General features: G+C 72.0%; 30 protein-coding genes. 17 read left to right on the forward strand and 13 right to left on the reverse strand.

The genetic code is table 11. The features are described from left to right. Nucleotides 1-45 precede the first annotated feature (45 nt). Nucleotides 46-1083 carry a glutathione S-transferase family protein gene (locus ACWD26_RS17540; protein ID WP_451270900.1) on the forward strand — a complete coding sequence of 346 codons (1038 nt, stop codon included), beginning with the start codon at nt 46-48 and terminating at the stop codon, nt 1081-1083. Nucleotides 1084-1097: 14 nt separating this feature from the next. Then, entirely contained in the window at nt 1098-1394 is a 297-nt protein-coding gene (locus ACWD26_RS17545; protein ID WP_451270902.1) for a DUF4235 domain-containing protein, read from the forward strand. Between the two features lie 77 nt (nt 1395-1471). Here ACWD26_RS17545 and ACWD26_RS17550 read toward each other — a convergent pair whose 3' ends face one another. Next, a complete protein-coding gene (locus tag ACWD26_RS17550) occupies nt 1472-1864 on the reverse strand; it encodes a VOC family protein (protein WP_451270903.1) in 393 nt (130 codons plus the stop codon). A 73-nt stretch (nt 1865-1937) separates the two neighbouring features. Continuing rightward, the gene (locus ACWD26_RS17555; protein ID WP_451270905.1) at nt 1938-2297 is read right to left on the reverse strand and encodes a GNAT family N-acetyltransferase; all 360 of its coding nucleotides are present in this window, start codon (nt 2295-2297) and stop codon (nt 1938-1940) included. A 262-nt stretch (nt 2298-2559) separates the two neighbouring features. Between ACWD26_RS17555 and ACWD26_RS17560 the strand changes: the two genes are divergently transcribed. Both ACWD26_RS17560 and ACWD26_RS17565 read left to right on the forward strand, forming a co-directional pair. Next, nucleotides 2560-2922 (forward strand): DUF1304 domain-containing protein, encoded by a 363-nt coding sequence (locus ACWD26_RS17560; RefSeq protein WP_451271001.1) that lies wholly within the window; start codon nt 2560-2562, stop codon nt 2920-2922. Further along, nucleotides 2919-3491, forward strand: a complete 573-nt coding sequence (locus ACWD26_RS17565; protein WP_451270907.1) for a TetR/AcrR family transcriptional regulator — start codon at nt 2919-2921, stop codon at nt 3489-3491. Before ACWD26_RS17560 ends, ACWD26_RS17565 begins: the two co-directional genes overlap by 4 nt. Before the next feature lie 32 nt (nt 3492-3523). On the opposite strand, the gene ACWD26_RS17570 is transcribed toward ACWD26_RS17565, so the two are convergent. From ACWD26_RS17570 to ACWD26_RS17580, 3 genes are all read right to left on the reverse strand, one after another. Continuing rightward, nucleotides 3524-4390, reverse strand: coding sequence for a hypothetical protein (locus ACWD26_RS17570; protein ID WP_451270909.1), 867 nt, complete (start codon nt 4388-4390; stop codon nt 3524-3526). A 171-nt stretch (nt 4391-4561) separates the two neighbouring features. Then, nucleotides 4562-5671, reverse strand: coding sequence for an NAD(P)-dependent alcohol dehydrogenase (locus ACWD26_RS17575; RefSeq protein WP_451270910.1), 1110 nt, complete (start codon nt 5669-5671; stop codon nt 4562-4564). Between the two features lie 71 nt (nt 5672-5742). Then, nucleotides 5743-7200, reverse strand: a complete 1458-nt coding sequence (locus ACWD26_RS17580) for an aldehyde dehydrogenase family protein (RefSeq protein ID WP_451270912.1) — start codon at nt 7198-7200, stop codon at nt 5743-5745. Between the two features lie 105 nt (nt 7201-7305). Here ACWD26_RS17580 and ACWD26_RS17585 point away from each other — a divergent pair, with 105 nt between their 5' ends. Both ACWD26_RS17585 and ACWD26_RS17590 read left to right on the forward strand, forming a co-directional pair. Then, nucleotides 7306-7734, forward strand: coding sequence for a MarR family winged helix-turn-helix transcriptional regulator (locus ACWD26_RS17585; protein WP_451270914.1), 429 nt, complete (start codon nt 7306-7308; stop codon nt 7732-7734). A 147-nt stretch (nt 7735-7881) separates the two neighbouring features. Further along, nucleotides 7882-8265 (forward strand): anti-sigma factor antagonist, encoded by a 384-nt coding sequence (locus tag ACWD26_RS17590; RefSeq protein ID WP_451270916.1) that lies wholly within the window; start codon nt 7882-7884, stop codon nt 8263-8265. 12 nt (nt 8266-8277) lie between these two features. On the opposite strand, the gene ACWD26_RS17595 is transcribed toward ACWD26_RS17590, so the two are convergent. After that, nucleotides 8278-9243 (reverse strand): ribose-phosphate diphosphokinase, encoded by a 966-nt coding sequence (locus ACWD26_RS17595; RefSeq protein ID WP_451270918.1) that lies wholly within the window; start codon nt 9241-9243, stop codon nt 8278-8280. A 196-nt stretch (nt 9244-9439) separates the two neighbouring features. Here ACWD26_RS17595 and ACWD26_RS17600 point away from each other — a divergent pair, with 196 nt between their 5' ends. Both ACWD26_RS17600 and ACWD26_RS17605 read left to right on the forward strand, forming a co-directional pair. Further along, the gene (locus ACWD26_RS17600) at nt 9440-10096 is read left to right on the forward strand and encodes a DUF4230 domain-containing protein (protein ID WP_451270920.1); all 657 of its coding nucleotides are present in this window, start codon (nt 9440-9442) and stop codon (nt 10094-10096) included. Between the two features lie 172 nt (nt 10097-10268). Continuing rightward, nucleotides 10269-10895, forward strand: a complete 627-nt coding sequence (locus tag ACWD26_RS17605; RefSeq protein ID WP_451270922.1) for a VanZ family protein — start codon at nt 10269-10271, stop codon at nt 10893-10895. Here the strand turns inward: ACWD26_RS17605 and ACWD26_RS17610 are convergent. Beyond that, nucleotides 10876-11112 (reverse strand): hypothetical protein, encoded by a 237-nt coding sequence (locus tag ACWD26_RS17610; protein ID WP_451270924.1) that lies wholly within the window; start codon nt 11110-11112, stop codon nt 10876-10878. The genes ACWD26_RS17605 and ACWD26_RS17610 overlap by 20 nt on opposite strands. A gap of 77 nt (nt 11113-11189) precedes the next feature. Between ACWD26_RS17610 and ACWD26_RS17615 the strand changes: the two genes are divergently transcribed. Both ACWD26_RS17615 and ACWD26_RS17620 read left to right on the forward strand, forming a co-directional pair. Beyond that, nucleotides 11190-12233 (forward strand): PHP domain-containing protein, encoded by a 1044-nt coding sequence (locus ACWD26_RS17615; RefSeq protein WP_451270926.1) that lies wholly within the window; start codon nt 11190-11192, stop codon nt 12231-12233. A 52-nt stretch (nt 12234-12285) separates the two neighbouring features. Continuing rightward, the gene (locus tag ACWD26_RS17620) at nt 12286-12951 is read left to right on the forward strand and encodes an HAD family hydrolase (RefSeq protein WP_451270928.1); all 666 of its coding nucleotides are present in this window, start codon (nt 12286-12288) and stop codon (nt 12949-12951) included. 360 nt (nt 12952-13311) lie between these two features. Here the strand turns inward: ACWD26_RS17620 and ACWD26_RS17625 are convergent, their stop codons facing one another. Next, nucleotides 13312-13968, reverse strand: a complete 657-nt coding sequence (locus tag ACWD26_RS17625) for a M15 family metallopeptidase (RefSeq protein WP_451270930.1) — start codon at nt 13966-13968, stop codon at nt 13312-13314. Between the two features lie 175 nt (nt 13969-14143). Here ACWD26_RS17625 and ACWD26_RS17630 point away from each other — a divergent pair, with 175 nt between their 5' ends. Then, nucleotides 14144-15172 (forward strand): SDR family oxidoreductase, encoded by a 1029-nt coding sequence (locus ACWD26_RS17630; protein WP_451270932.1) that lies wholly within the window; start codon nt 14144-14146, stop codon nt 15170-15172. A gap of 94 nt (nt 15173-15266) precedes the next feature. Here the strand turns inward: ACWD26_RS17630 and ACWD26_RS17635 are convergent, their stop codons facing one another. Beyond that, nucleotides 15267-15533, reverse strand: a complete 267-nt coding sequence (locus tag ACWD26_RS17635) for a hypothetical protein (RefSeq protein ID WP_451270934.1) — start codon at nt 15531-15533, stop codon at nt 15267-15269. 189 nt (nt 15534-15722) lie between these two features. On the opposite strand from ACWD26_RS17635, the gene ACWD26_RS17640 reads away from it, so the two are divergent. From ACWD26_RS17640 to ACWD26_RS17660, 5 genes are all read left to right on the forward strand, one after another. Next, nucleotides 15723-16196 carry an NUDIX hydrolase gene (locus ACWD26_RS17640; RefSeq protein WP_451270936.1) on the forward strand — a complete coding sequence of 158 codons (474 nt, stop codon included), beginning with the start codon at nt 15723-15725 and terminating at the stop codon, nt 16194-16196. A 201-nt stretch (nt 16197-16397) separates the two neighbouring features. Continuing rightward, complete coding sequence (locus ACWD26_RS17645) at nt 16398-16892, forward strand: FBP domain-containing protein (RefSeq protein ID WP_451270938.1); 495 nt, start codon at nt 16398-16400, stop codon at nt 16890-16892. Between the two features lie 87 nt (nt 16893-16979). After that, nucleotides 16980-18236, forward strand: coding sequence for an aromatic acid exporter family protein (locus tag ACWD26_RS17650; protein ID WP_451270940.1), 1257 nt, complete (start codon nt 16980-16982; stop codon nt 18234-18236). Between the two features lie 34 nt (nt 18237-18270). Continuing rightward, nucleotides 18271-19428: a hypothetical protein gene (locus tag ACWD26_RS17655; protein WP_451270942.1), complete on the forward strand. Its 1158-nt coding sequence runs from the start codon at nt 18271-18273 to the stop codon at nt 19426-19428. Between the two features lie 133 nt (nt 19429-19561). After that, nucleotides 19562-20824, forward strand: a complete 1263-nt coding sequence (locus tag ACWD26_RS17660; RefSeq protein WP_451270944.1) for a lactonase family protein — start codon at nt 19562-19564, stop codon at nt 20822-20824. On the opposite strand, the gene ACWD26_RS17665 is transcribed toward ACWD26_RS17660, so the two are convergent. Both ACWD26_RS17665 and ACWD26_RS17670 read right to left on the reverse strand, forming a co-directional pair. Next, complete coding sequence (locus ACWD26_RS17665; protein ID WP_451270946.1) at nt 20792-21517, reverse strand: DUF2470 domain-containing protein; 726 nt, start codon at nt 21515-21517, stop codon at nt 20792-20794. The genes ACWD26_RS17660 and ACWD26_RS17665 overlap by 33 nt on opposite strands. 83 nt (nt 21518-21600) lie before the next feature. Further along, nucleotides 21601-22209 carry a TetR/AcrR family transcriptional regulator gene (locus tag ACWD26_RS17670; RefSeq protein WP_451270948.1) on the reverse strand — a complete coding sequence of 203 codons (609 nt, stop codon included), beginning with the start codon at nt 22207-22209 and terminating at the stop codon, nt 21601-21603. A 116-nt stretch (nt 22210-22325) separates the two neighbouring features. On the opposite strand from ACWD26_RS17670, the gene ACWD26_RS17675 reads away from it, so the two are divergent. After that, nucleotides 22326-23822, forward strand: coding sequence for a cytochrome P450 (locus ACWD26_RS17675; RefSeq protein WP_451270950.1), 1497 nt, complete (start codon nt 22326-22328; stop codon nt 23820-23822). Here the strand turns inward: ACWD26_RS17675 and ACWD26_RS17680 are convergent. Then, nucleotides 23790-24629, reverse strand: a complete 840-nt coding sequence (locus ACWD26_RS17680) for a pentapeptide repeat-containing protein (protein ID WP_451270952.1) — start codon at nt 24627-24629, stop codon at nt 23790-23792. The genes ACWD26_RS17675 and ACWD26_RS17680 overlap by 33 nt on opposite strands. 59 nt (nt 24630-24688) lie before the next feature. Next, on the reverse strand, nt 24689-25441 hold the full coding sequence (locus tag ACWD26_RS17685; protein WP_451270954.1) for a PIG-L deacetylase family protein: 753 nt from the start codon (nt 25439-25441) through the stop codon (nt 24689-24691). Nucleotides 25442-25480 lie beyond the last annotated feature (39 nt).

Genomic DNA, 25480 nt, shown 5'->3' on the forward strand with positions numbered 1-25480 from the left:
CTCATCAGGGCACATGTATCCGGACAGCACGGGAGGACGGACGGCATGAGTGTCGGCGAGGGCAACGAGGCGTACGGCAGGAAGGCGTTCAAACGGTCCCGGAGTCACTTCACGGACCGGATCACCGCCGACGGCCGGGACGGCTGGCCCGTGGAGGCGGGCCGCTACCGGCTGGTCGTCAGCCGGGCCTGCCCCTGGGCGAGCCGGGCGGTGATCTCGCGGCGGCTGCTGGGCCTGGAGGACGCCCTGTCGATGGCCGTGGCCGACCCGATCCAGGACGACCGCAGCTGGCGGTTCACCCTGGACCCGGACGAGAGGGACCCGGTGCTCGGCATCGGGTTCCTGAAGGAGGCGTACGACGCGCGGGAGAGCGGTTACCCCGGCGGGGTCAGCGTGCCGGCGATCGTCGACGTGCCCAGCGGGGAGCTGGTCACCAACGACTACCAGCGGCTCACCCTCGACCTCGCCACCGAGTGGACGGACCTGCACCGTGAGGGCGCGCCCGACCTGTATCCGGTGGCCCTGCGCGAGGAGATCGACACGGTGATGGCGGAGGTCTACGAGGACGTCAACAACGGCGTCTACCGGGCGGGCTTCGCGACCGGGCAGGAGGAGTACGAGGAGGCCTGCGCCGGGGTGTTCCGGCGGCTGGAGGCGCTGTCGGAGCGGCTGGCGCGGCAGCGCTATCTCGTCGGGGAGAGGATCACCGAGGCGGACATCCGGCTGTTCACCACGCTGGTGCGTTTCGACCCCGTCTACCACGGTCACTTCAAGTGCAACCGCTGGAAGCTGACGGAGGACCCGGTGCTGTGGGCGTACGCCCGTGACCTGTTCCAGACCCCCGGATTCGGGGACACCGTCGACTTCGACCACATCAAGCGGCACTACTACCAGGTGCACACCGGCATCAACCCGACCGCCATCGTGCCGCTCGGGCCCGATCTGGCGGGCTGGCTCACGCCCCACGGCCGCGAGGACCTGGGCGGCAGCCCGTTCGGCGACGGGACTCCGCCGGGGCCGGTGCCCGCCGGCGAGGTCGTGGCCCCGACGGGCCGTCCCCGAGCCGGCGACATCCCGACGTGAAGGAGGAAGACCCCATGTCCAAGAAGAAGAAGCTCCCCCTCGCCTACAAGCCCCTCGGCTTCGCCCTCGGCTGGTCGAGCGGTGCGCTGGCCTCCCTGGCGTTCCAGAAGGTCTGGAAGGTGATCCGCCACGAGGACGACGCACCGGACGCGCTGGACCGGGACCGCGGCTGGGGCGAGGTCCTGCTCGCGGCCGCCATCCAGGGGGCGATCTTCGCGGTCGTACGCAGCGCGGTGGACCGCACGGGCGCCAAGGCCATCGAGCGGTCCACCGGGGTGTGGCCGGCCGCGGAGAAGGGCGGCCGGGACTGACGTTTCGGGCGGCCTGTCCGGCGGATCCCGCGCGAGCCGCCGGACAGGCCCTTTTTTCTGGCCGGAAGGTGTACTAGCTAGCCCTGCTTGGGCGCCGTGGGGTGTTCGCGGCGCAGGGTGAAGGAGTGGCCGGCCGGGTCGGAGTAGCCGCGCTCCTCGAACGGCCCGCTCGCCTCCTTGGTGTCCACCGGGCGCCCGCCGAGGGAGACGATCAGCCGCTCGGCCCCGTCCAGGTCCTCGACATAGAAGTCCAGGTGGGCCTGGAGGGAGTTCTCGGGGCGGGGCCAGCTCGGCGGGGTGGCGTTCACGTCCCGGCGGAACGCCATCCGGGCGCCGCAGGCACCCTTGATCTCGACGCGGTTGGCCGTCGCGTCCGTCTCCTCGGCGTCCAGCAGTTCCTTGTAGAACACCGCGAGTTTCTCCGGCTCGGCGCAGTCCAGCACCACGAGGCCCGCCTGTACCAGTGCCATGTCTCCTCCGTACGGGATCCCGGGCGCGGGGGAAGGTCCGCCGCCGCCCATACGCTCCCCGGGTACCCGCCGGCTACAGGTTCAGCCGCAGTGTGAGCGCCTGGGGCCGGAACGACTCGCGTTCGTAGAACCGGATGCCGTCCGCGTTGGCCGCCGAGGCGGTGACCTCCGCGTGCGCCGCGCCCTCCTCCCGCGCCCACCGCAGGAACCTCTCGACGACCCGGGCGCCGACCCGGGCGCGCCGGTGTTCGGGCCGGACGTACAGCGCCATCAGGGTGGCCGACCGGACGGGCCGCAGGGCGGAGGGCCCGGACATGGATCCCGACAGATGGCCCACCACCTCGCCGTCCCGCAGCGCGGCCAGCAGCAGCCGGCCGGGGTCCCGGAGAGCGGCCGTGAACGCCTCGGCGCCGTGCAGGCGCGGCCAGTCCACGTTCAGGGTCGGGTCCCGCTACCCGCCGTCCTCGGCGAACAGCAGGGAACTGGAGACGACGATCCCCGCCACGTCCTCGTCACGGGCACGCCGCACGATCACCTCTTGCTCACTCATGGACGGGAACCTAGCGGCAGGGACTGACAGCCCCGCCGACCTACGGGCCCTCGACCCCGACTGGACTTCTTGGACAGTCGTCCAGGTATAGTGGACATCTGTCCAAGAAGTGGGAACATCGAGTGAACGACGGAGTCTGTTGACCATGGAGATCCTGGCGAGCGTGCTGGTCGCGCTGGTGGCGGTGCTGCACGCGTACATCCTGGTGATGGAGATGTTCCTGTGGCAGAAGAAGCAGGGCATGGCGTTCCACGGGCTGGACGCGGAGATGGCGAAGCGGACCGCCTCGCTGGCCGCCAACCAGGGGCTCTACAACGGCTTCCTCGCCGCCGGACTGGTGTGGGGCCTGATCGCCGACGACCCGACCGGCTACCGCGCGCAGATCTTCTTCCTCGCCTGCGTGATCGTCGCCGGTGTGTACGGCGCCGCCACCGCCAACCGCCGCATCCTCGTCGCCCAGGCGCTCCCCGGGGCCCTCGCCCTGGCCGCCGTCCTCGTCGCCGGATGACCCGGGAGGACGCCCGGACCCCTGAGGACCCCCGGGCCGCCCGTACCCGGGCCAGGCTGCGGGAGGCCCTCCTCGACGAGTGCGCCGTCCACCCGCTGCACGAGGTCAGCGTGGCCGCTCTGGTCCGCCGGGCCGGGGTCGGCCGGGCCACCTTCTACGTGCACTACCCGGACCTGGAGGCGCTGGCCGTCGACGCCTGCGCCGATGTCGTACGCGAGGCCGTGGAGGCCCTGCACGCCTGGCGGGGCCGCCCCGACCCGGTGCGGGCGCCCGCCGCGCTGCCGGAGTTCTTCGCCGGCCTCGCCCCGCACGCGGCCCTCTACCGCGCCCTGCTGGCGCCCGGGGGCGGCGGGCCGCTCGGCCGGGTCCTGCACCGGGATCTGCGCGCCTACAGTCTCCGGGAACGTGAGCTCGCGGGCGCCGCGGACGCCCCGCTGGTCGCCTCGGCCGTGGCGGCCACCTTCGCGGGGGTCCTCGCCGACTGGCTGCACGGGCTCCTCGACGGCACTCCGCGGGAGATCGCCGACCAGGCGTGGCAACTGCTGGTGGCGCTGCACCGCAGCCGGTGAGCGGGCGCGCGCCTGTCGGGGTGGACCAGGGTTCACTTGCAGCCCACGCCCTCGGCCACCGCCGGCCAGGCCTCGACCCCGTCGGGGGTGCGGACGTACGCCCTCGACGGGTCGTCCTCGACCAGCCACAGTGCCCGGTCCTCGTAGCGGTAGCCGGTGTCGTGTGCGTCGGCGGGCATGCGGACGTCGCCGTCGTAGGCGGAGGTGAGCATCCCGTCGGGAAGGACGCCCCCGGGGTCGCGGCCGTAGCGGTGGCCGTTCCCGTTCTCGCCCTCGCCGGTCGACAGGAAGTGGGCCCGCTGCCAGTCGCAGTGCTCCGGGCCCTCGGAGCTGCTGACCGTGGTGGTCGCCACCCGCCGGCCCTCGCGGTCCGTCCAGATCTCGTACCCCTCGGCCGCGGTGTAGTCGGCCGGGAGTTCCGCCGGATCGCAGGAGGCGCTGGTCTCCGGTCCCCAACCGGGGCTGTTCTCACGGTCCTTGGCGACGATCACCGCGACCTTGGTCCGGCCGTCGACGTCGTAGGAGAAGAGGACGCGGTCCTTCTCCTCGCGCTCCACGCGATAGCCGTCCCGGGGGACCTGGGGCACCTCGATGTCGAAGTACGCCTCCAGGCCTTCCTCGGGCGTGTCACCGCCGTCGCTCTCGCCCCAGGAGCCCGGTCCGCCGCTGCCGTCGTGGATCCCGCCGTCGCACTCCAGTGCCCGGCCGGCCGCGCCCGACTCGGTCCGGACCGCCTCCGCACCGTCCTCGTCGACCGCCTCGCGCGGCACGTACAGCGGCCCGGCGTACGGCGTGGCCGGTGCCCCGCCCGTCACCACGAGGTCGCCCTCGCCTCCGGCCCCGCATCCCACCGCCGCCACGGCCATCACGACCGCCGTCGCCGCGAGTCCCCCGCGCATCTCCACCCCCGTGCTCGTTCACACACTCCGTGTCCCTCCTCCGACGCCGAAGGGACCCAGGACGTTCGACGGCCCTGTGGGTGACCTGGAGTCCAGGTCACCCACAGGGCCGGGGTCACGCGGGGAGGACGTGCCCCGGCGGGAGATGGCTCCTCGGGACGTCCGCCGCGGTCAGAAGGTGAGCACCGGCTTGATGCTCTTGCCGCCGCTCATGTCGGCGACCGCCTGGTCGATGTCCTCGAACTTGTAGCGGCTGATCAGCCGGTCGAGCGGGAGCTTGCCCTCCTTGACGAGCTGGACGAGGACCGGGATGGCGGTCTGGATCTCGTTGTCGCCGAGGGTCAGGCCGACGACGCGCTTGCCGCCGAGCATGCCGTTGACGTCGAGGGAGACCTCGGTGCCGAACGGCGGGGCACCGACGATGACGAGGGTGCCGCGCGCGGCGAGCGCGTCGACGCCCTTGCGGAGCACGAAGACGCTGCCGGTGGTCTCGACGGCGCCGTCGGCGCCCCGGCCGCCGGTGATCTCCATGATCGCCTCGGTGATGTCGGCGACCTCGCCGCCGTTCACCGTGTGCGTGGCGCCCAGCTCCTTGGCCAGCTCCAGGCGCTCGGCGACCTTGTCGACGGCGATCACCGTGGTCGCGGGGGTGAGGGCCGCCGCCATCACGGCGGAGAGGCCGACCGCTCCGGCGCCGAGGACGACGACCGTGCTGCCCGCGCGGGGCTCCAGCACGTTCCAGACGGCGCCGACACCGGTCTGAACGCCGCAGCCGAGCGGGGCGATGGAGTCCAGCGGTACGTCCGGGTCGACCTTGACGAGGCCGCGCTCGTCGACCAGTGCGCGCTCGGCGAACGAGGACTGGCCGAAGAAGTGGCCGCCAAGATCCTGGCCCTCGCGGCTGATGGTGCTGGTGCCGTCGGCGCGGCGGCCGCCGAGCAGGTTCAGCGGGAGCCAGGTGGCGCAGTACGCCGGGTGTCCGTCACGGCAGTTCTGGCAGCTGCCGCAGGACGTGAAGGACAGGACGACATGGTCGCCGGGCGCGACCGAGGTGACGCCCGGGCCGACGGCCTCGACGACACCGGCGCCCTCGTGGCCCAGGACCCCGGGGAGCGGGAAGGGCAGCGCGCCGGTGGCGACGGTGAGGTCGGTGTGGCAGAGCCCGGCGGCGACCATCCGGACCAGGGCCTCGCCCGGTCCCGGCTGGTCGAGGACGACCTCGGAGAGGGTGAAGGGCGCGCCCCCGGACTCGACCACTGCGGCACGTGTGGTGGTGGACATGCTCAAACTCCTTGTTTGTCCGTGAGCCTCCGGAGCGGGCCTGAGGCTCACAAGTGATCCCGGGGAGGTGCTCAGTCGAGCGAGACGACGACGGACTTGACCTTGGTGTAGGACTCCAGGGCCTCGGGGCCGTACTCGCGGCCGAAGCCGGAGGCCTTCACCCCCCCGAAGGGCACGGCGGGGTCGAGCATCGGCCAGTCGTTGACCCAGACGATGCCGGCCTGGAGGCGGTCGGCGACGCGGTGGGCGCGGGTGACATTGGTGGTCTGGATGCCGGAGGCCAGGCCGTACGGGGTGGAGTTGGCCAGCTCGACGGCCTCGTCCTCGGAGTCGAAGGGCTGCACGGTGAGGACCGGCCCGAAGACCTCCTCCTGCACGACGCGGGAGTCGTTGGCGAGGTCGGCGATGACGGTGGGCTTGTAGTAGTAGCCGCCGTTCAGGTCGAGGCGCTCGCCGCCGCAGACGATGCGGCCGCCCTCCTTGCGGGCCAGCTCGACGTACTCCTCGACCTTCTTCAGGTGCCGCTCCCCCGCCATCGGGCCGATGACGGTCTCGGGCTGCCGGGGGTCGCCGAGGGGCACGCCGGGCACGGCGTCGGCGAGGATGCCGACCACGGTCTCGTACACCGGGCGGGCGACCAGCAGGCGGGGACCGCCCATGCAGAACTGGCCGGTGTTGAAGACGAAGCCCTTGATGATGGCGCCGATGGCCTTCTCGATGTCGGCGTCCTCGAAGACGAGGTGCGCGGCGTTGCCGCCGAGCTCCATCGTGACCTGCTTCAGGCCCTCGCCGGCGACGCTCGCCGCGTGCCGGCCGGTCGCGGTGGAACCGGTGAAGGCGATCTTGTCGACGCCGGGGTTGCGCAGCAGCGCCTCACCCGCGACGGGGCCCGTGCCGGTGACGACGTTGTAGACGCCGTCCGGGACACCGGCCTCCTTGAGGAGGTTCGCCATGTAGAGGGCGCTGAGCGGGGTCTCCTCGGCGGGCTTGTGCACGACCGTGTTGCCGGCCGCGAGCGCGGGGGCGATCTTGCTGCCGGCCAGGATCAGCGGGAAGTTGAACGGGGTGATGGCGGCGATCACGCCGATCGGGCCGCGCTTGGTGTAGGCGAGGCGGTTGTTCGGGACGTCGCGGGCGGAGCCGTCCAGGGACCAGGCGAGGGAGGCGTAGTACTCGTAGTCGTTGGCCGCGTTCGTCACGTCGACGGCGTGTGCCAAAGTGATGGGCTTGCCGACGTCACGGCTCTCCAGGGCCGCTATCTCGTCGGCGTTCTCCCGGATCAGCTGGGCGACGCGGTTCAGGATCCGGCCGCGCTCGCGGCCGCTCAGTCCGGACCAGGCGCCGTTGTCGAACGCCTCGCGCGCGGCGCGCACGGCGGCGTCGACGTCGGCGGCGCCCGCCTCCGCGACGGTCGTGACCACCTGACCCGTGGACGGGTCGATCACGTCCGCGCGTGCCCCGTCAGTCGCCTCAAGCCACTGTCCACCGATGAACAGCCGCCCGGGCTCGCTCTCGAAGGTGGTCGTCATTGCCCACTCCTCAGCCTTGTTCGCTAAGTCTTCAACCAACAGGATTCCTGTTGGTTCGCAGTTTCATTACACACAGGTTTCCTGTCAATGCCTTACGCTGACCCCATGGTCGGCACCAAGGCACCCCCCTCCCTCCTCTACATGGTCAAGCAGGTCGAGCTCGTTGTCCGCTCGCACCTCGACGACCTGGTGAGGCCGGCCGGCATCACGGCCCTGCAGTACACCTCGCTCACGGTCCTGGAGCGGCACGACGGACTGTCGGCAGCCCAGCTGGCCCGCGACTCGTTCGTCACCGCCCAGTCCATCGCGGATCTCGTACGAAGTCTCGAGAACCGTGGACTCGTACGCCGGGAGCGCAATCCGCGCAACCGGCGCGAGCTGCTGATCCTGCTGACCGACGAAGGGCGCGAGCTGCTCGCCCGCTACGCGGAGCCGATGCGTGACCTGGAGGAACGCATGACCCGCGACCTCACGGCACACCAGGCCGACCAGTTCCGGCAGGCGCTGTCGAAGGCGTGGCAGGCGCTGTCGTAGGGAGCCCTGCGCAAAACTCCGGACGGATTGCCGGAGAATTCGAAGACATATGTCAATCGAACATGCTGAAATTCACTCTGACGGGGGTAACTTGCAGGGCGGGGACGGGTTTTGCCCTCACACAGTCCGGTTGGAGGCGATGCCGTCGTGTCGAGCGACCCCACACCGCCGGGAACCGGGTTCCTACGCGTCCACACGGACCGCGGTCGGACCGTGCTCGAACTGCGCGGCGAGATCGACATCGCGGCGGCCGTGGAGATCATTCCGCACCTCGACGCGGCGACGGGCCACCCCGGCGCCCGCATCGTGATCGACCTGCGGTACGTCGAGTTCTTCGACTGCTCCGGGCTGCGCCTGCTCTACCGCGCCCGGCAGCGGGTGCTCGACCGGGACGGCGAGCTGCACCTCGTCTGCACCCACCCGCTCACCCTGCGCGTCCTCAAGGTCACCGGCCTGTCCCGCCTGCTGCCGCCCGCGCCGTCGCTGGACGCGGCCCTGGAGCGGCCCGAGGCCACGTCCGGCACCTTATGAGGCCGCCGCACCCTATGAGGCCGCCTGCTCCCCGGTCGGCGCGTCGAACAGGGCGCTGACGGACTCGCCGTTGTGGATACGGCGCACCGCCTCGGCGAGCGCGGGCGCGATGGAGAGGATCTTCAGCTTCTCGGTGCGCTCCTCGACGGGGACCGGCACCGTGTTGGTGCAGACGATCTCCAGGATGTCGGGCTGCTCGCTCAGCCGCTTCAGCGCACCCGCCGCGAACAGCCCGTGGGTGCAGGCCACCCGGATCGAGCGCGGCCCCAACTCCCGCAGCCGCTCCAGCAGTTCCAGGACGGTACTGCCCTTGGCGATCTCGTCGTCGAGGACGATGACGTCCCGCCCGGCGACCTCACCGATCACCGAGCTGATGCTCACCCGGTCGTCCGCGAACCGCTGCTTGGCGCCCGCGGCGACCTGCGCGCCGATCATCCGCGCGAACGCCGCCGCCTCCTTGGCGTTGCCGAGGTCCGGGGAGACGACCGTCGTACGGGAGAGGTCGTAGCGCCGGAAGTGCGCGGCCAGTTCGCGCAGCGCGTGCAGATGGTCGACCGGGACCGAGAAGAAGCCGTGCACCTGCGGCGAGTGCAGCGTCATGGCGAGGACCCGGCCGGCGCCCGCCGCCACCATCAGATCGGCGACGAGCCGGCCGCCGATGGAGATCCGCGGCGCGTCCTTCTTGTCGGAGCGGGCGTACGAGTAGTGCGGCATCACCACGGTGATCCGGCCCGCCGAGGCCCCGCGCGCCGCGTCGCACATCAGCAGCAGCTCGACGAGGTGCTCCTGCACCGGCGCGACCAGCGGCTGCACCAGGAACACGTCCTTCTCCCGGCAGTTGGCCTGGAGCTGCACCTCCAGACAGTCGTTGGCGAACCGGCTCACCCGGGACGGGCTCAACGGAACCCCCAGGTGCGCGCAGACCTCGTCCGCGAGTTCGGGATGGGCGCTGCCGGTGAAGACGGCGATGTCACGCACGGTCGGCTCCTCGTATGAACATGATCATTACGGGTTGCGCGGCTCATGCTACTGGCCGCCCGGCGTACGCCTATTCGGTACGGCGTCCCGGACGGCCCGCACCCCCGGTCTACGGCGAACAGCGGACAATCCCCAACTCGGCGTTCCCTCAGGGCCTTTGAGGGCATTCGTTGAAAGAGGAAGGAGGACCGTCGACATGACGACGTCCATCAAGCGCACGCGTCTGCCCGGCTGGGCCAAGCTGCTCACCGCCGTGGTCATCCTCATCGTGGTGCTGCTGGCCGCGCTGCGGATGCTGGTCTTCGGGGGTCTGGACGACGTGTTCGGCACCGAGGAGCACGACCGCTCGGGGCCCACGCTCCTGAAGTCCATCCAGGACATGAGCCGTTACGACGCCGCCTCGGGCAACTTCCAGGTGGTCGTCGACCTGGAGAAGGACGCCAAGTACCTGCCGGACGCGATCCGCGGCACCCGCACGCTGTACGTCGGCGCGGGCACCGTCGACGCCTATGTCGACCTCGGCAAGGTCGGCGAGAACGACGTGAAGGTCAACGAGGACCGTACGTCGGCCACCATCAACCTCCCGCACGCACGGCTCGGCAAGCCGGCCCTCGACACCGAGCACTCCTACGCCGTCTCCAAGGAGCGCGGTCTGCTCGACCGCCTCGGCGACCTGTTCTCCGACAACCCCAACGGCGAACAGGCCGTGCAGCGCCTCGCCGTCAAGCACATCGGCGACGCCGCCGAGGACAGCAAGCTCACCGACCGCGCCGAGGCCAACACCACCGACATGCTCGAAGGGCTGCTGAAGTCCCTCGGCTTCGAGGAGGTGAAGGTGACGTACGGGTCCTGAGCGGGCTCCCCGCGCCTTCCCCGGGGTTCGGGGAGGGCGCGTCGCACGTCGGCCGTCCGCCGCCTCCGCGTGTCCGCCCGATCCCCGGACAGGTCCTCGCGGGGCGGGAATCGGGGGCCGGTTCGGGGGTAACCACCTTGAGACAAAGGGAAGTTGAAACTGGGAGGGTTGCATGGCCCGTACCACGTCGCGTTCCCGTTCCACGACCTCCGGCCGCCGCACACCGGCGGCCTCGCGCGAGCGACGGCCACTCGCGCTTCCCCTGCGGCTGCTGGCGATGGCGCTGGCCTTCGCCGCCATGGTGGCCTTCGGCGCGGTGCTGGCCGGGCTCACCCTCCAGCCGTCCCCGGCGTCGGAGGCGCTCACCCACAGCAACCTCCGCCCCGGCAGCTCCCTGGAGCTGTACTGGCACCACCCCGACCCGCGCGACGCGCTCAAACAGGTCGGCGGGAACGTCCTGCTGGGTGTGCCCTTCGGGATCCTGCTGCCGGTGCTCGCCCCCGGGGCGCGCGGCCTGCTGCGCGTGCCCGCCCTGACCGCGTTGATGATGCTGCTGGTCGAGCTGGTGCAGGGCGCGGTCGTCACCGGACGCGCCTTCGACATCGACGACGTCATCCTCAACACCGCGGGCGCGCTGCTGGGCTATCTGCTGCTCGGCCGCCGGCTCGGCCGGGCGGTGCACACCCGGGCCCCGCGCGCCCCGGAGAGCGCGCCCGCCCAGCCCGAGCCGCCGCGCGGCGGCTGGACCCGGCGTCTGCGCGGCGGCCGCCGCAAGGGGGCTAGCGCGGCGTCCAAGTGAGCTTGTCGCCGCCCACCCAGCGCACCTGGTCGGGGTCGTCGAGGTCATGGACGACGACCCCGTGGGCCGCCGCGGCCTGCAGCACGTCCGTCAGCCTCTTCGCCTCCCCGACCACCTGGCCGTCGATCTCCACGATCCGGAACGGCGGCGTACCGGGCTGCACCCCGAGCACCATGACCCGGGGGTGGGAAATGTGGGGGCTTGCGCTTTCGGTCATGTTTAGAGAGTAGATCGGTTCCGCCGTGCGGGTACCCGGGCGCTGGGTGAGGCTGGAAGCACGAGGCTGGAGGTGCCATGGACCCCGTCGAGGCCCTGGACCGGATCGCGTTCCTGCTGGAGCGGGACCGGGCCCCCACCTACCGCGTACGGGCGTTCCGTACGGCCGCCGCCGTGCTCGGCGGGCTGTCGGCGCGGGAGGTGGCCGAGCGGGCGTCCGCCGGCTCGCTGGAGTCGTTGAAGGGGGTCGGGCCGAAGACCGCGCAGGTGGTGCGTGAGGCGCTCGCCGGGGAAGTGCCGGGCTATCTGCGGAAGCTGGAACAGGAGGCCGAGGCCCCGCTCGCGGGCGGTGGCGAGCGGTTGATGGAGCTGATCAGGGGCGACTGCCATGTGCACTCGGACTGGTCGGACGGCGGCAGCCCGATCGAGGAGATGGGCCGCACCGCCGCGCGTCTCGGCCACGAGTGGACGGTGCTGACCGATCACTCCCCCCGGCTGACCGTCGCCCGCGGGCTGTCCCCGGAGCGGCTGCGCGAGCAGCTCGACGTGGTGGCCGCGCTGAACGAGACGTGGGCGCCGTTCCGGCTGCTCACCGGCATCGAGTGCGACATCCTCGACGACGGTTCGCTGGACCAGGAGCCCGAGCTGCTGGACCGGCTCGATGTCGTCGTGGTGTCCGTGCACTCCAAGCTGCGGATGGACGCGCGGGCGATGACCCGCCGCATGGTCGCCGCCGTCCGGAATCCGCACTCCGATGTGCTCGGGCACTGCACGGGGCGGCTGGTGACCGGGCGGGGGCGGCCCGAGTCGGAGTTCGACGCGGACGCGGTGTTCGCGGCGTGTGCGGAGACCGGGACGGCCGTGGAGATCAATTCCCGGCCGGAGCGGCTCGATCCGCCTCGGCGGTTGGTGCGGCGGGCCGTGGAGGCGGGGGTGTTGTTCTCGGTCGACACGGACGCGCATGCGCCGGGGCAGTTGACGTGGCAGGTGCATGGGTGTGCACGGGCGGAGGAGTGCGGGGTGCCGGCGGAGAGGGTGGTGACGACCTGGGGGGTGGAGGAGGTGTTGGGGTGGGCCCGGGATCGGGAGATTCCGGAGGGGGTGGGAGTGGGGGGTGTCTAGGAGTTCGCCCCCTACAGGGCGCGGACGTCGGAGTTTCCAGGAAAGGTGAGCGATGGGTAGGGCTGCTGTTTTTGATGTCGACGGGACTCTTGTCGATACCAATCATCTGCATGTGGTCGCTTGGTGGGAGGCGTTCCGGCAGGGCGGGCATCAGGTGGCCATGCATGACATTCATCGGGCGGTGGGACTGCCGTCCGGGGATCTGATCACGCATCTGCTGGGTGAGGAGCGGGACCCCGAGGAGAAGGACGCGCTCAGTGCGGCGCACAAGGCGCTGTACGGGACGTACTTCGACCGGCTGCCCCCGTTGCCGGACGCGGGGCGGCTGTTGCGGCGGCTCGACGGGCAGGGGTGGAACGTCGTGCTGGCGACCTCGGCGGGCGGGGCGGAACTGGCCGCGCTGCGGCGGGCGATCGGGGCCGATGACGCCATCATGGCGACGACGAGTGCCGACGACGTGGCCGAGGGGAAGCCGGCACCGGATCCGGTCGAGCAGGCCCTGGAGCTGGCGGGGGCGCCGGCCGAGCGGTCGGTGTTCGTCGGGGACACGGTCTGGGACATGCGGGCGGGCGTCCGCGCCGGGGTGCGCTGTGTGGCGGTGCTCTGTGGTGGGATTCCCCGGCCCGAGCTGGAGGCGTCCGGCGCGGAGGCGGTGTTCCGGAATCCGGCCCATCTGCTGGCCGCGCTGGAGGAGAGCCCACTCGGCCGGGAGGAATGACCTGGTGACGGCCGCTGTGAGCACGCTTGGGTGACGTGACACAGATCACCGGCAATGTCCCGATACGGAGGAACACCCGCCGGTGGTTTCCCGTTGAACCAGCCGTGGGTGCGGATGGGACAGTGTCCCCGGGCCTCACCTTTAGCCCACAGGGACGATCGTTCGGCTGAAGCCCTGTGGAGCCTTTCGCCGAGAGGCGACCGCCATCCGCGCCCACGCACAGACCGCCCCGACCGTGATTCCCCCGTCCCGGTCGGGGCTTCCCCTTTTCCCGGTCGAGGATTCTCCGTTTCCCCGGCCGGGGCCTCTCCGCTTCCCTGCCGGAGTGTCTCGTCAGGCCGTCCCGGCGGGGCTCAGGGCTCAGGCGTCGAGTTCGCGCGGCCCGTACAGCGCGGCCTGCGCGCCCGTCATCAGGGCCCAGTAGCGGTCGCCGTACGACCAGTGCCACCACTCCGTGGGGTAGTTGACCAGGCCCGCCGCGGTGAGGGCGGCGCCCAGGGTCTCCCGGTGGGCGCGGGCCTCGAAACTGATGCCCTCGGCCCCCGTGTAGCAGGCGCCGGAGCTCTCCTCCGGGCTGGCGTTGACCCGCGTACCGAAGTCGAGTTCCCGGCCGTCCGCGTCGACGACGGTCAGGTCCACGGCCGCGCCCGCGGAGTGCGGGGCTATCTCGGGCGGGGACACGTAGCGGCTGGCCGCCGTGCGGATGCGGTCGGCGGGCCAGTCGGGGTGCAGGGTCCGCTGCTCGGCCGCGTACTGGTCGAAGTACCCGCGCTGCAGGGAGGGTGGCCGGTAGCCCTCGACGAACAGCAGGCGCAGCCCCTCGGGCAGCAGGGCCTGGGCCTTGACCAGCCGCTCCAGCACGCCCGCGCGCAGATGGGCGTACGCGCCCGTGGAGTCGGCCTTGCGTTCGTCGACCAGCAGGGCGCTGTCCCGGCGTACGTCGACGAGCGGCTCGTCGCAGTCGTGGACGGGTACGGCCGCCACCTTCGGGTCGGCCATCAGGATGATCTCGGTCATGGGCTGATCATCTCGTGGGATCGCCCGGCCCCCGTGGGAAATCGGCCATGCCGGTGGCCGGGGCGCGGCTGTGGCCGGCGTTGGCGGGCGCGTCCGCCGGCGGCTGCGTGTATCCGCCGGGCCCGGGTACTCGTGGGCGGCCCTGGAGGAACGAAGCACGCGAGAGGAGTCGGCGGTGAACGGAGAAACCGGCGGCAGGATCGTGGTCACTGGCGCCACCGGCAATGTGGGGACGAGCCTGGTGCGTCTGCTCGCGGAGGACGCACGGGTCGGGCGGATACGCGGGCTGGCCCGTCGGGTTCCCGAGTGGGCGCCCGCGAAGACGGACTGGTCGGCCGTGGACGTGGGGTCCGAGGAGGCCGATCTGGCCGAGGAGTTCGAGGGGGCGGACGCCGTCGTCCATCTCGCCTGGGCGTTCCAGCCGACGCACGACCCGGCCGTGACCTGGCGGACCAATGTGCTGGGCAGCATGCGGGTCTTCGAGGCGGTGGCGGCGGCCAAGGTCCCCACACTCGTGCACGCCTCGTCGGTGGGCACCTACTCACCGGGGCCGAAGAAACGCGCGGTCGACGAGTCATGGCCCACGCATGGCTGGCCGGATGCCGCGTACTGCCGGGAGAAGGCGTATCTGGAGCGTGCCCTGGACTCCTTCGAGCACGAGCACCCCGGGGTCCGGGTGGTGCGGATGCGGCCCGCGTTCCTGTTCAAGCGGGAGTCGGCGAGCGAGCAGCGCCGGATCTTCGGCGGGCGTTTCCTGCCGGGGCCGCTGGCCCGGCCCGAGCTGCTGCCGTTCCTGCCCGACATACCCGGCCTGAAGGTGCAGGCGCTGCACACCGACGACGCCGCCCAGGCGTACCGGCTGGCGCTGCACACCGAAGTGCACGGCGCGTTCAACCTCGCGGCCGAGCCGCCCGTGGACGCCGCGCTGCTCAGCGAGGTGCTGGGTTCCCGTGCGGTACGGCTGCCGCGGGTCGCGGCCCGGTCCGCGGTGGCCGCCGCCTGGAATCTGCGGCTGCTGCCCGCCTCCCCGCATCTCTTCGACGCCGTACTGCGGCTGCCGCTGATGGACTGCACGAAGGCCCGCGCCGAGCTGGGCTGGCGGCCCGAGCGTACGGCGGTGGAGGTACTGGAGGAGTTCCTGGAGGGGCTGCGGCAAGGAGCCGGGGCGGAGACCGAGCCGCTTCGGGGCCGGAAGGTCAGCTGAGGTGCGGTACGCCATGAGCGCACGGCAGACATGACGGCGCCTCCCCGGGTCCCACCGGGGAGGCGCCGAGTCTCGGGCCCAGCGTGCCGGGCGGTCAGCCGGACGGCTCGTCGGGAACCGGCTGCTCGGGGTTGACGGCGCCCGACTGGGTCGCGCCCTGCCGGCCGGTACCCGCCTCGTCCGTGTCGGGCACGTCCGCCTCCCGGCCGCCGCCCCCCTGGTCGCCGGTGGTCTCGTCGTCGGCGGCGCGCGGCGGCGCCACCTCCCACGGGTCCTCGCCCTCGTTCGCCTGCTGGTCGGGCAGGTCCTTCGGTATGGGGTCACCGTGCTCGCCGGGACCCTCCAGCCGGTGATCGGTCACGGCGTGCTCCTCTCCTGTCCGTGCACCGGGCGCGAGTACCTCGGTCCGATCGGATCAAACCAGGTGATCCGTGAACGCGGCGTGGGGTCAGGAAGTGCGGCCGCCCACGGCGGCGCCGACGGAGTAAATCGGATCAGGGCGCGTGTGGATCTCGGGGGTTGGGCAGCGTCCGGTGGGGAGGTGGGCGGGATGAGTTTCCGGCTGGCGGCGTACGCCGTGTGCATCGAGGGCGGGCGGGTGCTGCTCGCCCGTTCCGTGGCATCCGACGGCGCATCGCAGTGGAGTCTCCCCGGCGGCAAGGTGGAGCACGGGGAGGACCCGTTCGACGCGGTGATCCGGGAGATCGCCGAGGAGACCGGCTGCGACGCGGTGGTCGAGCGGCTGCTCGGCGTGGACTCGAGGGTGATCCCCTCGGCCGAACGCACGATCCCCGGGGCACCGGATCACCAGAATGTCGGCATCTTCTACCAGGCCCGCATCACCGGTGGCCGACTCCGGCCCGAGCCGAACGGCGACGTCGTCGAGTCGGTCTGGACCCCGATCCCGGACACCGCCGCTCTGCGCCGGTCCTCGCTGGTCGACATCGGACTCACCCTGGCACGGACCCTTCCGGCGACCGGTCACGTCGCTCCGGTCTCCGTCGGCGGCCTGATCCAGCACTGAGACCGCCTTCGCGCCCCGGTCCCCGCCGCGCCGGCGAGTCGGAAGAGCGACGAGCCGTTCGCCGTGCCGGGCCGACGTCCCGTCCTCCCGCCGGCCGCCCCTAATCCGTTGGCTCCTCGCCCAAGCTCCCAGTATCTTAGGCTTGAACCTAGTGACCCTAGGCATTAGCCATCACCCTTCATCCATCTCGGAGGACACACCATGAAGTCGCTCACCGAACAGGACATCCGCGCCTCGTTCGTCAACTGCTCGAAGGGAGAGGCGAAGAGGCTGTCCCTACCGCGTGATCTGGAGCAACGGCCATGGGACGACCTGGACTTCCTCGGCTGGCGAGACCCCGGCGCACCCGATCGGAGCTATCTGGTCACCGAACGCGGCGACGGGCTCATCGGCGTCACCCTGCGCTTTCCCTCCGCCCAGCGCGGCTTCCTGCACCGCAGCATGTGCTCGTTGTGTCTGACGACACACCGGGGCAGCGGCGTCTCCCTGATGACGGCCCGTAAGGCGGGCGCGGCCGGACGGGAGGGGAACTCGGTGGGGGTGTACATGTGCGCCGACCTGGCGTGTTCGCTGTATGTGCGCGGCAGGAAGGCCCTCGACACCGGGAGCCGGTTCGAGGAGAGCCTCACGACCGAGGAACAGATCGCCCGGACGGTGGGCAATCTGTCCGCCTTCCTGGACAAGCTGTACGACTGAGCGGTCCCGCCCGGCGGGGAGTCACCCAGGCGGTTAGGGTCCTCGCTCAGGAGTTCGGTGGGGCAGTGGAACGGGAACAGCGCAAGGATGCGAGACGTACGTGATGTGTGGGACCTGATCGGCACGCGGGTCAGGAAGTGGCGGCAGGATCCGGTGATCGTGCAGTCGGTGCGGTCGGCGGCGGCCGCCACCGTGGCCTATGTGGTGGCGTTGCAGCTCAGCTGGGAGGCGGCACCCCTGACGGCGCCGCTGACCGCGCTCCTCGTCGTCCAGGTGACCCTCTACTCCACGCTCACCACCGGTATCCGCCGGGTGAACTCGGTGGTCGCCGGTGTCGTCATCGCCATCGGTTTCAGCATCCTGGTGGGGCTCACGTGGTGGAGCCTCGGCCTGATCATCCTCGCCTCGCTGGCCGTCGGGCATCTGGTGCGGGTGAGCGAGTTCGTGCCGGAAGTGGCGATCAGCGCGATGCTGGTGCTCGGGGTGACCCGGGTCGGGGACACCGCGTGGGCGCGGGTCCTGGAGACGCTGATCGGCGCGGTCGTCGGACTCGCCTTCAACTTCCTGCTCGCTCCCCCGGTGTGGGTGGAGGCCGCCGGCGAGTCCATCGAGGACCTGGCCCGGCGGATGCGGCGGCTGATGATCCGGGTCGGCGAGGAGGCCGCGGGCCGCACCCCCGCCGAGGCCGCCGCGGCCCGGCTCCACGAGGCCCGGGAGCTCGACTTCGACATCGTCGAGGTGGACGCGGCCCTCAAACAGGCCGAGGACAGCCTGAAACTCAATCCGCGTGTACGGGAAGGTCTGCTGCACCGGGTCGTCCTGCGCACCGGCCTGGACACGCTGGAGATCTGCACGGTGGTCCTCAGGGTGCTCGCCCGCACCCTGACCGACCTCGCCCGGGAGCGGGAGCCGCGCCCGCTGTTCTCCGCCCAGGTGGGGGCTTCCATCGAGCGGCTGCTCGCCGAGATCGGCGACGCCGTGGTCAGCTTCGCCGTACTGGTCACCACCGACGTCAGCCGTAGCGCCGAGTCGGCGGAGGACCGGCTCGCCGCGGAGCTGTCCACCGCCACCGCGACCCGCGACAAACTCGCCCAGCTGCTCCTCGAAGAGATCCAGCGTGACGCGAGCCAGTGGCAGCTGCACGGTGCCGTGCTGACGGAGGTCAACCGCATACTGGACGAACTGGACACCGAGCACCGCTCGCAGCGGCTCCTGGAGGAACTCGACCGCTGCACCCGCGAACAGCGCGAGCGCTCCCCCCGCCTCACGCGCCTCCGCGAGCGCGCACGCATCCCGCGCCCCCTGCGGCGGAACCGGTCCGGCCTCGCCGGACGTACTAAGTGACAAGGCACAACGCGACAAAGAGGGGGCGTACGGAATGGCCGAAGGCGCCGTGCGGATCGACGGGACCACACTCCATCTGCCGGGCGGTGTGCAGGTGCGCTTCAAGCGCACCCTGCGCCTTCCCGAGACGGGTACACACCAACTCCCGCCCGGTCTGGGCGACTTCCCGATCCGCCGGGTCGAGGACTATCCGCACACCGCCCCGCGGGAGATGCGGGCGCGCGGGGGCGTGATGCTCCCCGTGTACCTCCGCGAGGCGATGTGGCTGCACTTCGGGGGTTCCACGGAGCCGGCCGCGCTCCAGGTCGGCGTCGGCAAGGTGTGCGCGGTGTCCGGCAAGCCGTGGAGCGGCACGCTCACCCGTGACCCGCAGAACTACGTGGTCCTGCCGCGTCAGCCATGGCTCGACGGCATCAACTCCGGCAAGGGCACGGTCCGCCAGTTCGTGGCCGTCCCGCTGGGGCTCGGTGCCACGGTCGAGGGCCAGGTCACCGGCGAGGAGGTGTTCGGCGGGGTGCAGCTGCAGTCGTTCCCGCTGAACGACCGGCAGCTCGCGGTGTGGCGGGAGGAGGAGCGGCTGCGCGCCGAGCGGGAACGGAACATCGGCCCGGTCGGCGGGTACGGCGGCTACGGCGGCACGGGTCCGGTCCCGATGCCGCCGGGCGCCCTGCCGATGGCGCCCCCGTCCACGGGTGCCCCCATGCCTCCCGCGCCGGGCGGCGGGCCGATGCCTCCGGGTGCCGCGTACCCCATGGCGGCGCCGGGCACGGCCCCGATGCGGAGCGCTCCCGCGGCCCCGCCCCGGGCGCCCGCCGCGATGGGCCTCGGAGTGGGCGGCTCGATGCGCCAGGAGGTCTACCGGGACACCTGGCCGCGTGGCAGCTGGGCGGAGAAGCCGGCCGGGCGGATCTTCGTGCACCTCGTCACCCCACCCGAGTGGCGGCGTATCACCGGTGAGGCGCCACCGCCGTCGCCGGTGGACCGCGCCGCCTACACCCGGGCTGGGCTCCCCTGGTTCGACTACTACGACCAGGATGCCCACGACCTCGACCCGGCGGACACTTTCGGGACGGTGAAGCCGGTCGGCGACTGGCTCGGCGACGACCTCGACCCGTGGCAGCCGCCCGCCCCCGGCCAGGTCAAGCCGCTCGGCGACGCGCCGGGCAGGCCGATCCAGGACGGCGACTGGTAGCCGGCCCGGCTGTCGGCCGACTTCGACGGCGGACGTCGCATGGCGCGCGACGTCCGCCGTCGTGCTTTGCGCCGAGGCGCTCGTACCCGTCAAGGTGGTGACGGCCGAGACGAGCGACACCCGAGGTGCACGCATGACGAGTGAGGCGACAGGGGACCGAGGCGGCTGGAGCAGGCGCCGGGTCCTGGCGGTGCTGGCGGGGACGGCCGTACCGGCCGGCCTGGCCGGCTGCGCGGGATCCGACGAGCGGGCCGGGGACTTGGCGTCCTCCCCCGCGCGGAACGCTCCGGCCCCGTCGGCCGAAGCGGAGGCGGAGGCCGGGACGGGAACCGGGTCCGCGACCGCCTCGCCGTCCCCCACGCCCACCGGCCCTCAGCCGCTCTACATCGGCACGTACACCTCGGCCGAGGGCGGCGGCACCGGCATCGGCGTCGCGACGTACGACGCCAGAAGCGGCCGTGTCGCCGGCCAGGGGACGATCACCGGTGTCGGCGACCCGTCGTACCTCGCCGTGCACCCGAACGGCCGAACGCTGTACGCCGTGAACGAGCGCAGCGACGGCGGTGTGACCGCCGTACGGCTGTCCGACCGCAAGGTCCTCGGCGTCCGGAGCAGCGGCGGCGAGGCGCCCTGTCATCTGTCGGTGCACCCGAGCGGGCGGTGGCTGCTGAGCGCCAACTACGGCACGGGCAGTGTCGCCGTGCACCCCATCGAGGACTCGGGCGCGCTGGGCGAGCGCACGGATCTGGTGGCGCACCGCAGTCCTGCGCCGGGTCCGGGGCAGGAGGGGCCGCACGCGCACCAGATCATCACCAGCCCGGACGGCGGTCATGTCCTCGCCGTCGATCTGGGCACTGACACGGTCTACACCTACCGCCTGGACGAGTCCCGGGGCACGCTCAGCGAGGTCTCGCGGGCGCGCCTCCGAGCGGGTGCGGGTCCCCGGCACCTGACCTTCCACCCCGAGGGCCGGTACGCCTATCTCGCCAACGAGGTCGACAACACGGTCGTGGTCTGCGCCTACGAGCCCGACCGCGGGCGGCTCACGCCGGGCCCGCCGCAGTCCACGGGCACGGGTTCGGGCACGAACTACCCGGCGCAGCTGGTCGTGACGCCGGACGGCTCGTACGCGTATCTCGCCAACCGGGGGCACGACAGTCTGACGCGCTACGCGGTCGAGGCGGACGGCGCGCGGCTGAGGCTCCTCGACACCGTGCCGGTCGGCGGGGACTTCCCGCGTCAGATCGCCCTCTCGCCGGACGGGGGCCTGCTGTTCGCCGCGCTGCAGCGGTCGAGCGCCGTCAGCGTCTTCCGGGTCGACCCCGAGACCGGTGGACTCCGGCTCGCGGGCGAGCCGTTCGCGTCACCCGTCGCCGTCTGTGCGCTGCCGCTGTAGGGCGCGCGGGCAGGAGGCGGCGCTCGCCTGGGAGAGCAGGATGTGCATGCGCTCGGTGAGCTGAGCCATGTCGTCGGCGGGCTTGTGGAACGTCAGCCGTACGTCGCCGTTGCCGCGGGCCCGCTCGATGCGCAGGGTGAGGCCGTGCCGGTCGACGGCGAGCGGCTGGACGCGTACGGCGCCGTGCAGGCTGTCGTGCGGGACGAGCCGGGTGAGGCGCTCGACGGCGTCGGGGTGCGCGTCGGCGAGGTGGGTCAGCAGCCGGGACTCGGCGGTGACCAGCGGATCGGGTGCGGCGGCGGCGAAGTCGTCGAGGTCGACCACGACCGCGCCGGAGGGCTCGCGCAGCACGATGCGGGTGGGCCGGAACTCCAGGTCGCCGTCCTTGGGCGCGAACCAGCCGGCGATCCACAGCCGGGCCCGGATACGGTTGCGCACGGGGACGGGCGCCACGTCGGCGAACTCCAGCACGGCGGACGGCTCGCCACGCGGCGCGCAGATCGCGGCGGCGACGAGCGTACTGTCCTCCGGGACGCACAGGATCACCCGGCCGTCCTCCGTGACGCTGTGCGCGCCGACGAACTCCTCGCGGCCGCCCTCGGCGGTCACCGCGCAGGACCACGCCGCCGCGAGCACCGAGCGGGCACGCTCCGCCGCGGCGGGCGCGGCCGTCCAGCTGTGACGGTCACCCATCCCCAACCTCCCTTAGGTAAGCCTTGCCTAACCTATCGAAGATCGGGGCGCACGCCAACCACCCTCGGCCAGTCCGTGACCCTTCAGGGCCTGAGCACCCCGAACAGCGCCCGCACGCACAGGTCCCGCACCTGCTCCCGGGACAACTCCGAACCCCGCAGCCACTCCAGACAGACCGCTGTCGTGAAGGACAGCCAGCCGCGCACGGCCAGCCGCATCTCCGGCCGTCCGTCGAGCGCCGCGCCGAACTCCTCGTCCGACGCCAGCGCCGCCAGGATCTGCGTCTCCTGCGCGGCCAGCGCACGCTGGTAGACCCTGCGCACGGCCTGGTCGCCGGTGGCGTCCGCACGGTGGAAGGCCCGGAAACCATGGGCGTGTTCCTCGACATGGGCGAGGAACACGTCGAGCCCGTTGGCGAGCCGTTCGCGCGCCGAGCGGCCGGGCGCGGGCGTCATCATCCGGAGCATCCGCTCGCTCTCGCCCTCCACGACGGCCGCGAAGAAGTCCCGCTTGTTCGGGAAGTAGTGGTAGAGCAGCCCCCGTGAGACGCCGGCGATCTCGGCCACCTGCTCGATCCACACGTCGTCGTACGGACTCTCCGCGAACAGCCGGGTCCCGACCGCGAGGAGCTGCTCCCGCCGCTCCTCGGTACTGAGCCGCCGGCGCGGGCGCTCCCCCTGCTTGGCTGCCATGCCGTCACTTTACTTGACGCGGGTTCAACAACAGGTCGAGACTGAACCCGTTATTGAACCCGGGTACAACAGCGGTCAACCGCTGCGTACGGCCTGTGCGCGAGGGAGATGTGGCCATGACGGCGACGACGGGGACCACGGCTGTCAGAGGTTTCCGCAGCGCCGAGCTGGGCTGGCCCGAGCTGCACCGCATCCCGCACCCGCCCTACCGGCTCCCCGTCGTCGGCGACGCGCTCGGAACGAACGTCAGCACGCCGATCCAGGACTCCCTGCGCCTCGGACGGCGGCTCGGGCCCATCTTCCGGCGGAAGGCCTTCGGCAAGGAGATCGTGTTCGTCGGGGGTGCCGGGCTCGCGGCCGAGCTGGCGGACGAGTCGCGGTTCGCCAAGCACGTCGGCCTCGGCGTCGCCAACCTCCGGCCGCTGGCCGGGGACGGGCTCTTCACGGCGTACAACCACGAGCCCAACTGGCAGCTCGCGCACGACGTCCTGGCCCCGGGCTTCAGCCGGGAGGCCATGGCCGGCTACCACCCGATGATGCTCGACGTCGCCGAGCGGCTGATGGACCACTGGGACCGGGCGGGCGTGGCCGGTGACACCGTGGACGTGCCCGGCGACATGACCAAGCTGACCCTGGAGACGATCGCCCGCACCGGCTTCGGCCATGACTTCGGCTCCTTCGAGCGCTCCCGGCCGCATCCCTTCGTCGCCGCCATGGTCGGCACCCTTTCGTACGCGCAGCGCCGCAATGTCGTCCCCGACCCGCTGGCCCCGCTGCTGCTGCGGAGTGCCTCCCGGCAGAACCAGGCGGACATGGCGTATCTGAACGAGACGGTCGACGCGGTGGTACGGGCCCGCAGGTCTGCCGACAGGGGTGGTAGCGGTGACGGTGGTGCGGGTGACGGGGACCTGCTCGACCGCATGCTGGAGACCGCGCATCCGGAGACCGGGGAGCGGCTGTCCGCCGAGAACGTCCGGCGTCAGGTCATCACCTTCCTGGTCGCCGGGCACGAGACGACCTCGGGCGCCCTGTCCTTCGCCCTGCACTACCTCGCTCAGCATCCGGACCTGGCCGCGCGTGCCCGTGCCGAGGTGGATCAGGTGTGGCGCGACACCGTCCGGCCCGGCTACGAGCAGGTGGCGAAGCTGCGGTACGTGCGACGGGTGCTGGACGAGGCGCTGCGGCTGTGGCCGACCGCCCCCGCCTTCTCGCGGGAGGCCCGTGAGGACACCGTGCTGGGCGGGGTCCATCCGATGCGGCGGGGCGCCTGGGCTCTGGTGCTGACCGCGATGCTGCAGCGGGACCCGGAGGTGTGGGGCGCGGACGCCGAGCGGTTCGACCCGGACCGTTTCGACGCGGCGGCCGTACGGGCCCGGCCCCCGCACACGTTCAAGCCGTTCGGCACGGGGGCGCGGGCCTGCATCGGCCGACAGTTCGCGCTCCACGAGGCCACGCTGGTGCTGGGGCTGCTGCTGCGCCGCTACGAGGTGCGGCCGGAGCCGGCATACCGGCTGCGGGTGGCCGAGCGGCTGACACTGATGCCGGACGGACTGCGGCTGAACGTGGAGCGGCGGATGCCGTCACGCCGTCCAGTGACCGGGGCGGGTGACTGAGGCCGGCAGGCGTGTGCCGGCGTTGCCGCGGGCCGCGTTGAGCTGGGGCTGGGTGAGGAAGAAGGCGCCGGTCAGATCCGCGTCGCTGAGGTCGGTGTCGCGGAGGTCGGCGCCTATCAGGTCGGCGCCGCGCAGATCGGCGCCGGTCAGGTCGGCGGCGATGAGGTAGGCCCCACGGAGGTTGGCCTTCCTGAGGTCGGCCCCCTTGAGGCGGGCGGCCATGAGGTCGGCGCCCCGGCGGTTCCACTTGCGTCCGGCGCCCGCGCGCATGAGGTCACTGACCCTCAGCAGCAGTTCGTTGACGCGCTGCCGGTGCGCGGCGACGTCCAGCTCCGCCAGTTCCTCGGCCGTCCGCCCGGTCAGCCGCTCGGTCTCGTCGAGGGCCCGGCGGAGGTCGGCGTGCACCGGACGGGCGGCGGGGAGGGTCAGTGCCTCGGTCAAATACCAGAGCAGTTCGTGGAGCTGGCGTACGACCGGGAAGACGTCGAACATCCGGCGGGCGTGCTCGCGGCCACCCGTGCGCCAGTTCTCGCCGCCGAAGGTGACCTGGGAGACCTTCTGTCCGGCGCCGAAGCAGTCGTAGACCGTGCAGCCGTTGAAGCCCTCGTCCCTGAGCCGCGTGTGGATCCCGCACCTGAAGTCGTCCCCGAGGTTACCGCACGCCTTGCCCGCGGGCTTGTCGACGGCGAAGTCGGCCGAGGCGGCGAAAGGCAGGGCGACACAGCACAGACCGAAGCAACTGCCGCAGTCCGCGCGCAGGTCGCGCAGATCATGGGCCTGGCGGGCCGCACCGGATGTTTGTTCCATACGGTTCACCCTAACCAGAACTCACCGAGGCGCTCTCCGCACGCCACGGGCCCCGCCCGTCACCGGGGGAACACCTCGAAGGCCACCGCGGGCCTCCCGCCGAACCGCTCGCCCACGCTGTCGGCGTACCCGGTGAGGAAGTCGCGGACGTAGGTCTCCGGGTCCTCCTTCGTCAGCGCCTCGATATAGGTGCGGTGCTCCAGGAGGGAGGCGACGGCGCGCTCCAGACCGGGGCCGGCGTCGACCGCGTGGGTGGGGCTGGAGGAGCCGGCGACGGCGACCCAGCGGACGCCGTCCCAGGGCTCCAGCCCCTGGTCGACGAGCTCGGGGAAGATCCAGCGGTTCCCGGCGTCCCCGGCGGCGTCCAGGGTCGCCCGGCCCACCGCCACGTGGTCGGGGGTGTTCCAGGCGACGCCGCCCCAGGTGTCACGGTGGTTGAGGGTGATGAGCAGTTCGGGGCGGTGCCGGCGGACGGCGGCCGCGATGTCCCGGCGCAGCGCGGGCCCGTACTCGACGACGCCGTCCTCGTGGTCGAGGAACTCGACCTCCGACACGCCCACGACGGCCGCGCTCGCCCGCTGCTCCCGCTCCCGCAGCGGGCCGCACCGCGCGGGTTCCAGCGAGTCGATGCCGGCCTCGCCGCGGGTCGCCAGCACGTACGCGACCTCACGGCCCGCGTCGGTCCACGCGGCGACCGCCGCCGAGCACCCGTACTCGAGATCGTCCGGATGGGCCACGACGGCGAGGGCACGCCGCCAGTCGTCGGGCATGGGCGCGAGCTGCGCCGGGGGATCCTGCCGAGAGTCGGTCATGTCGGCACATTAGACCCGGGTACCGGCCCCGCGCGAAAG

This window comes from Streptomyces sp. NPDC002787 (genome assembly GCF_053592095.1).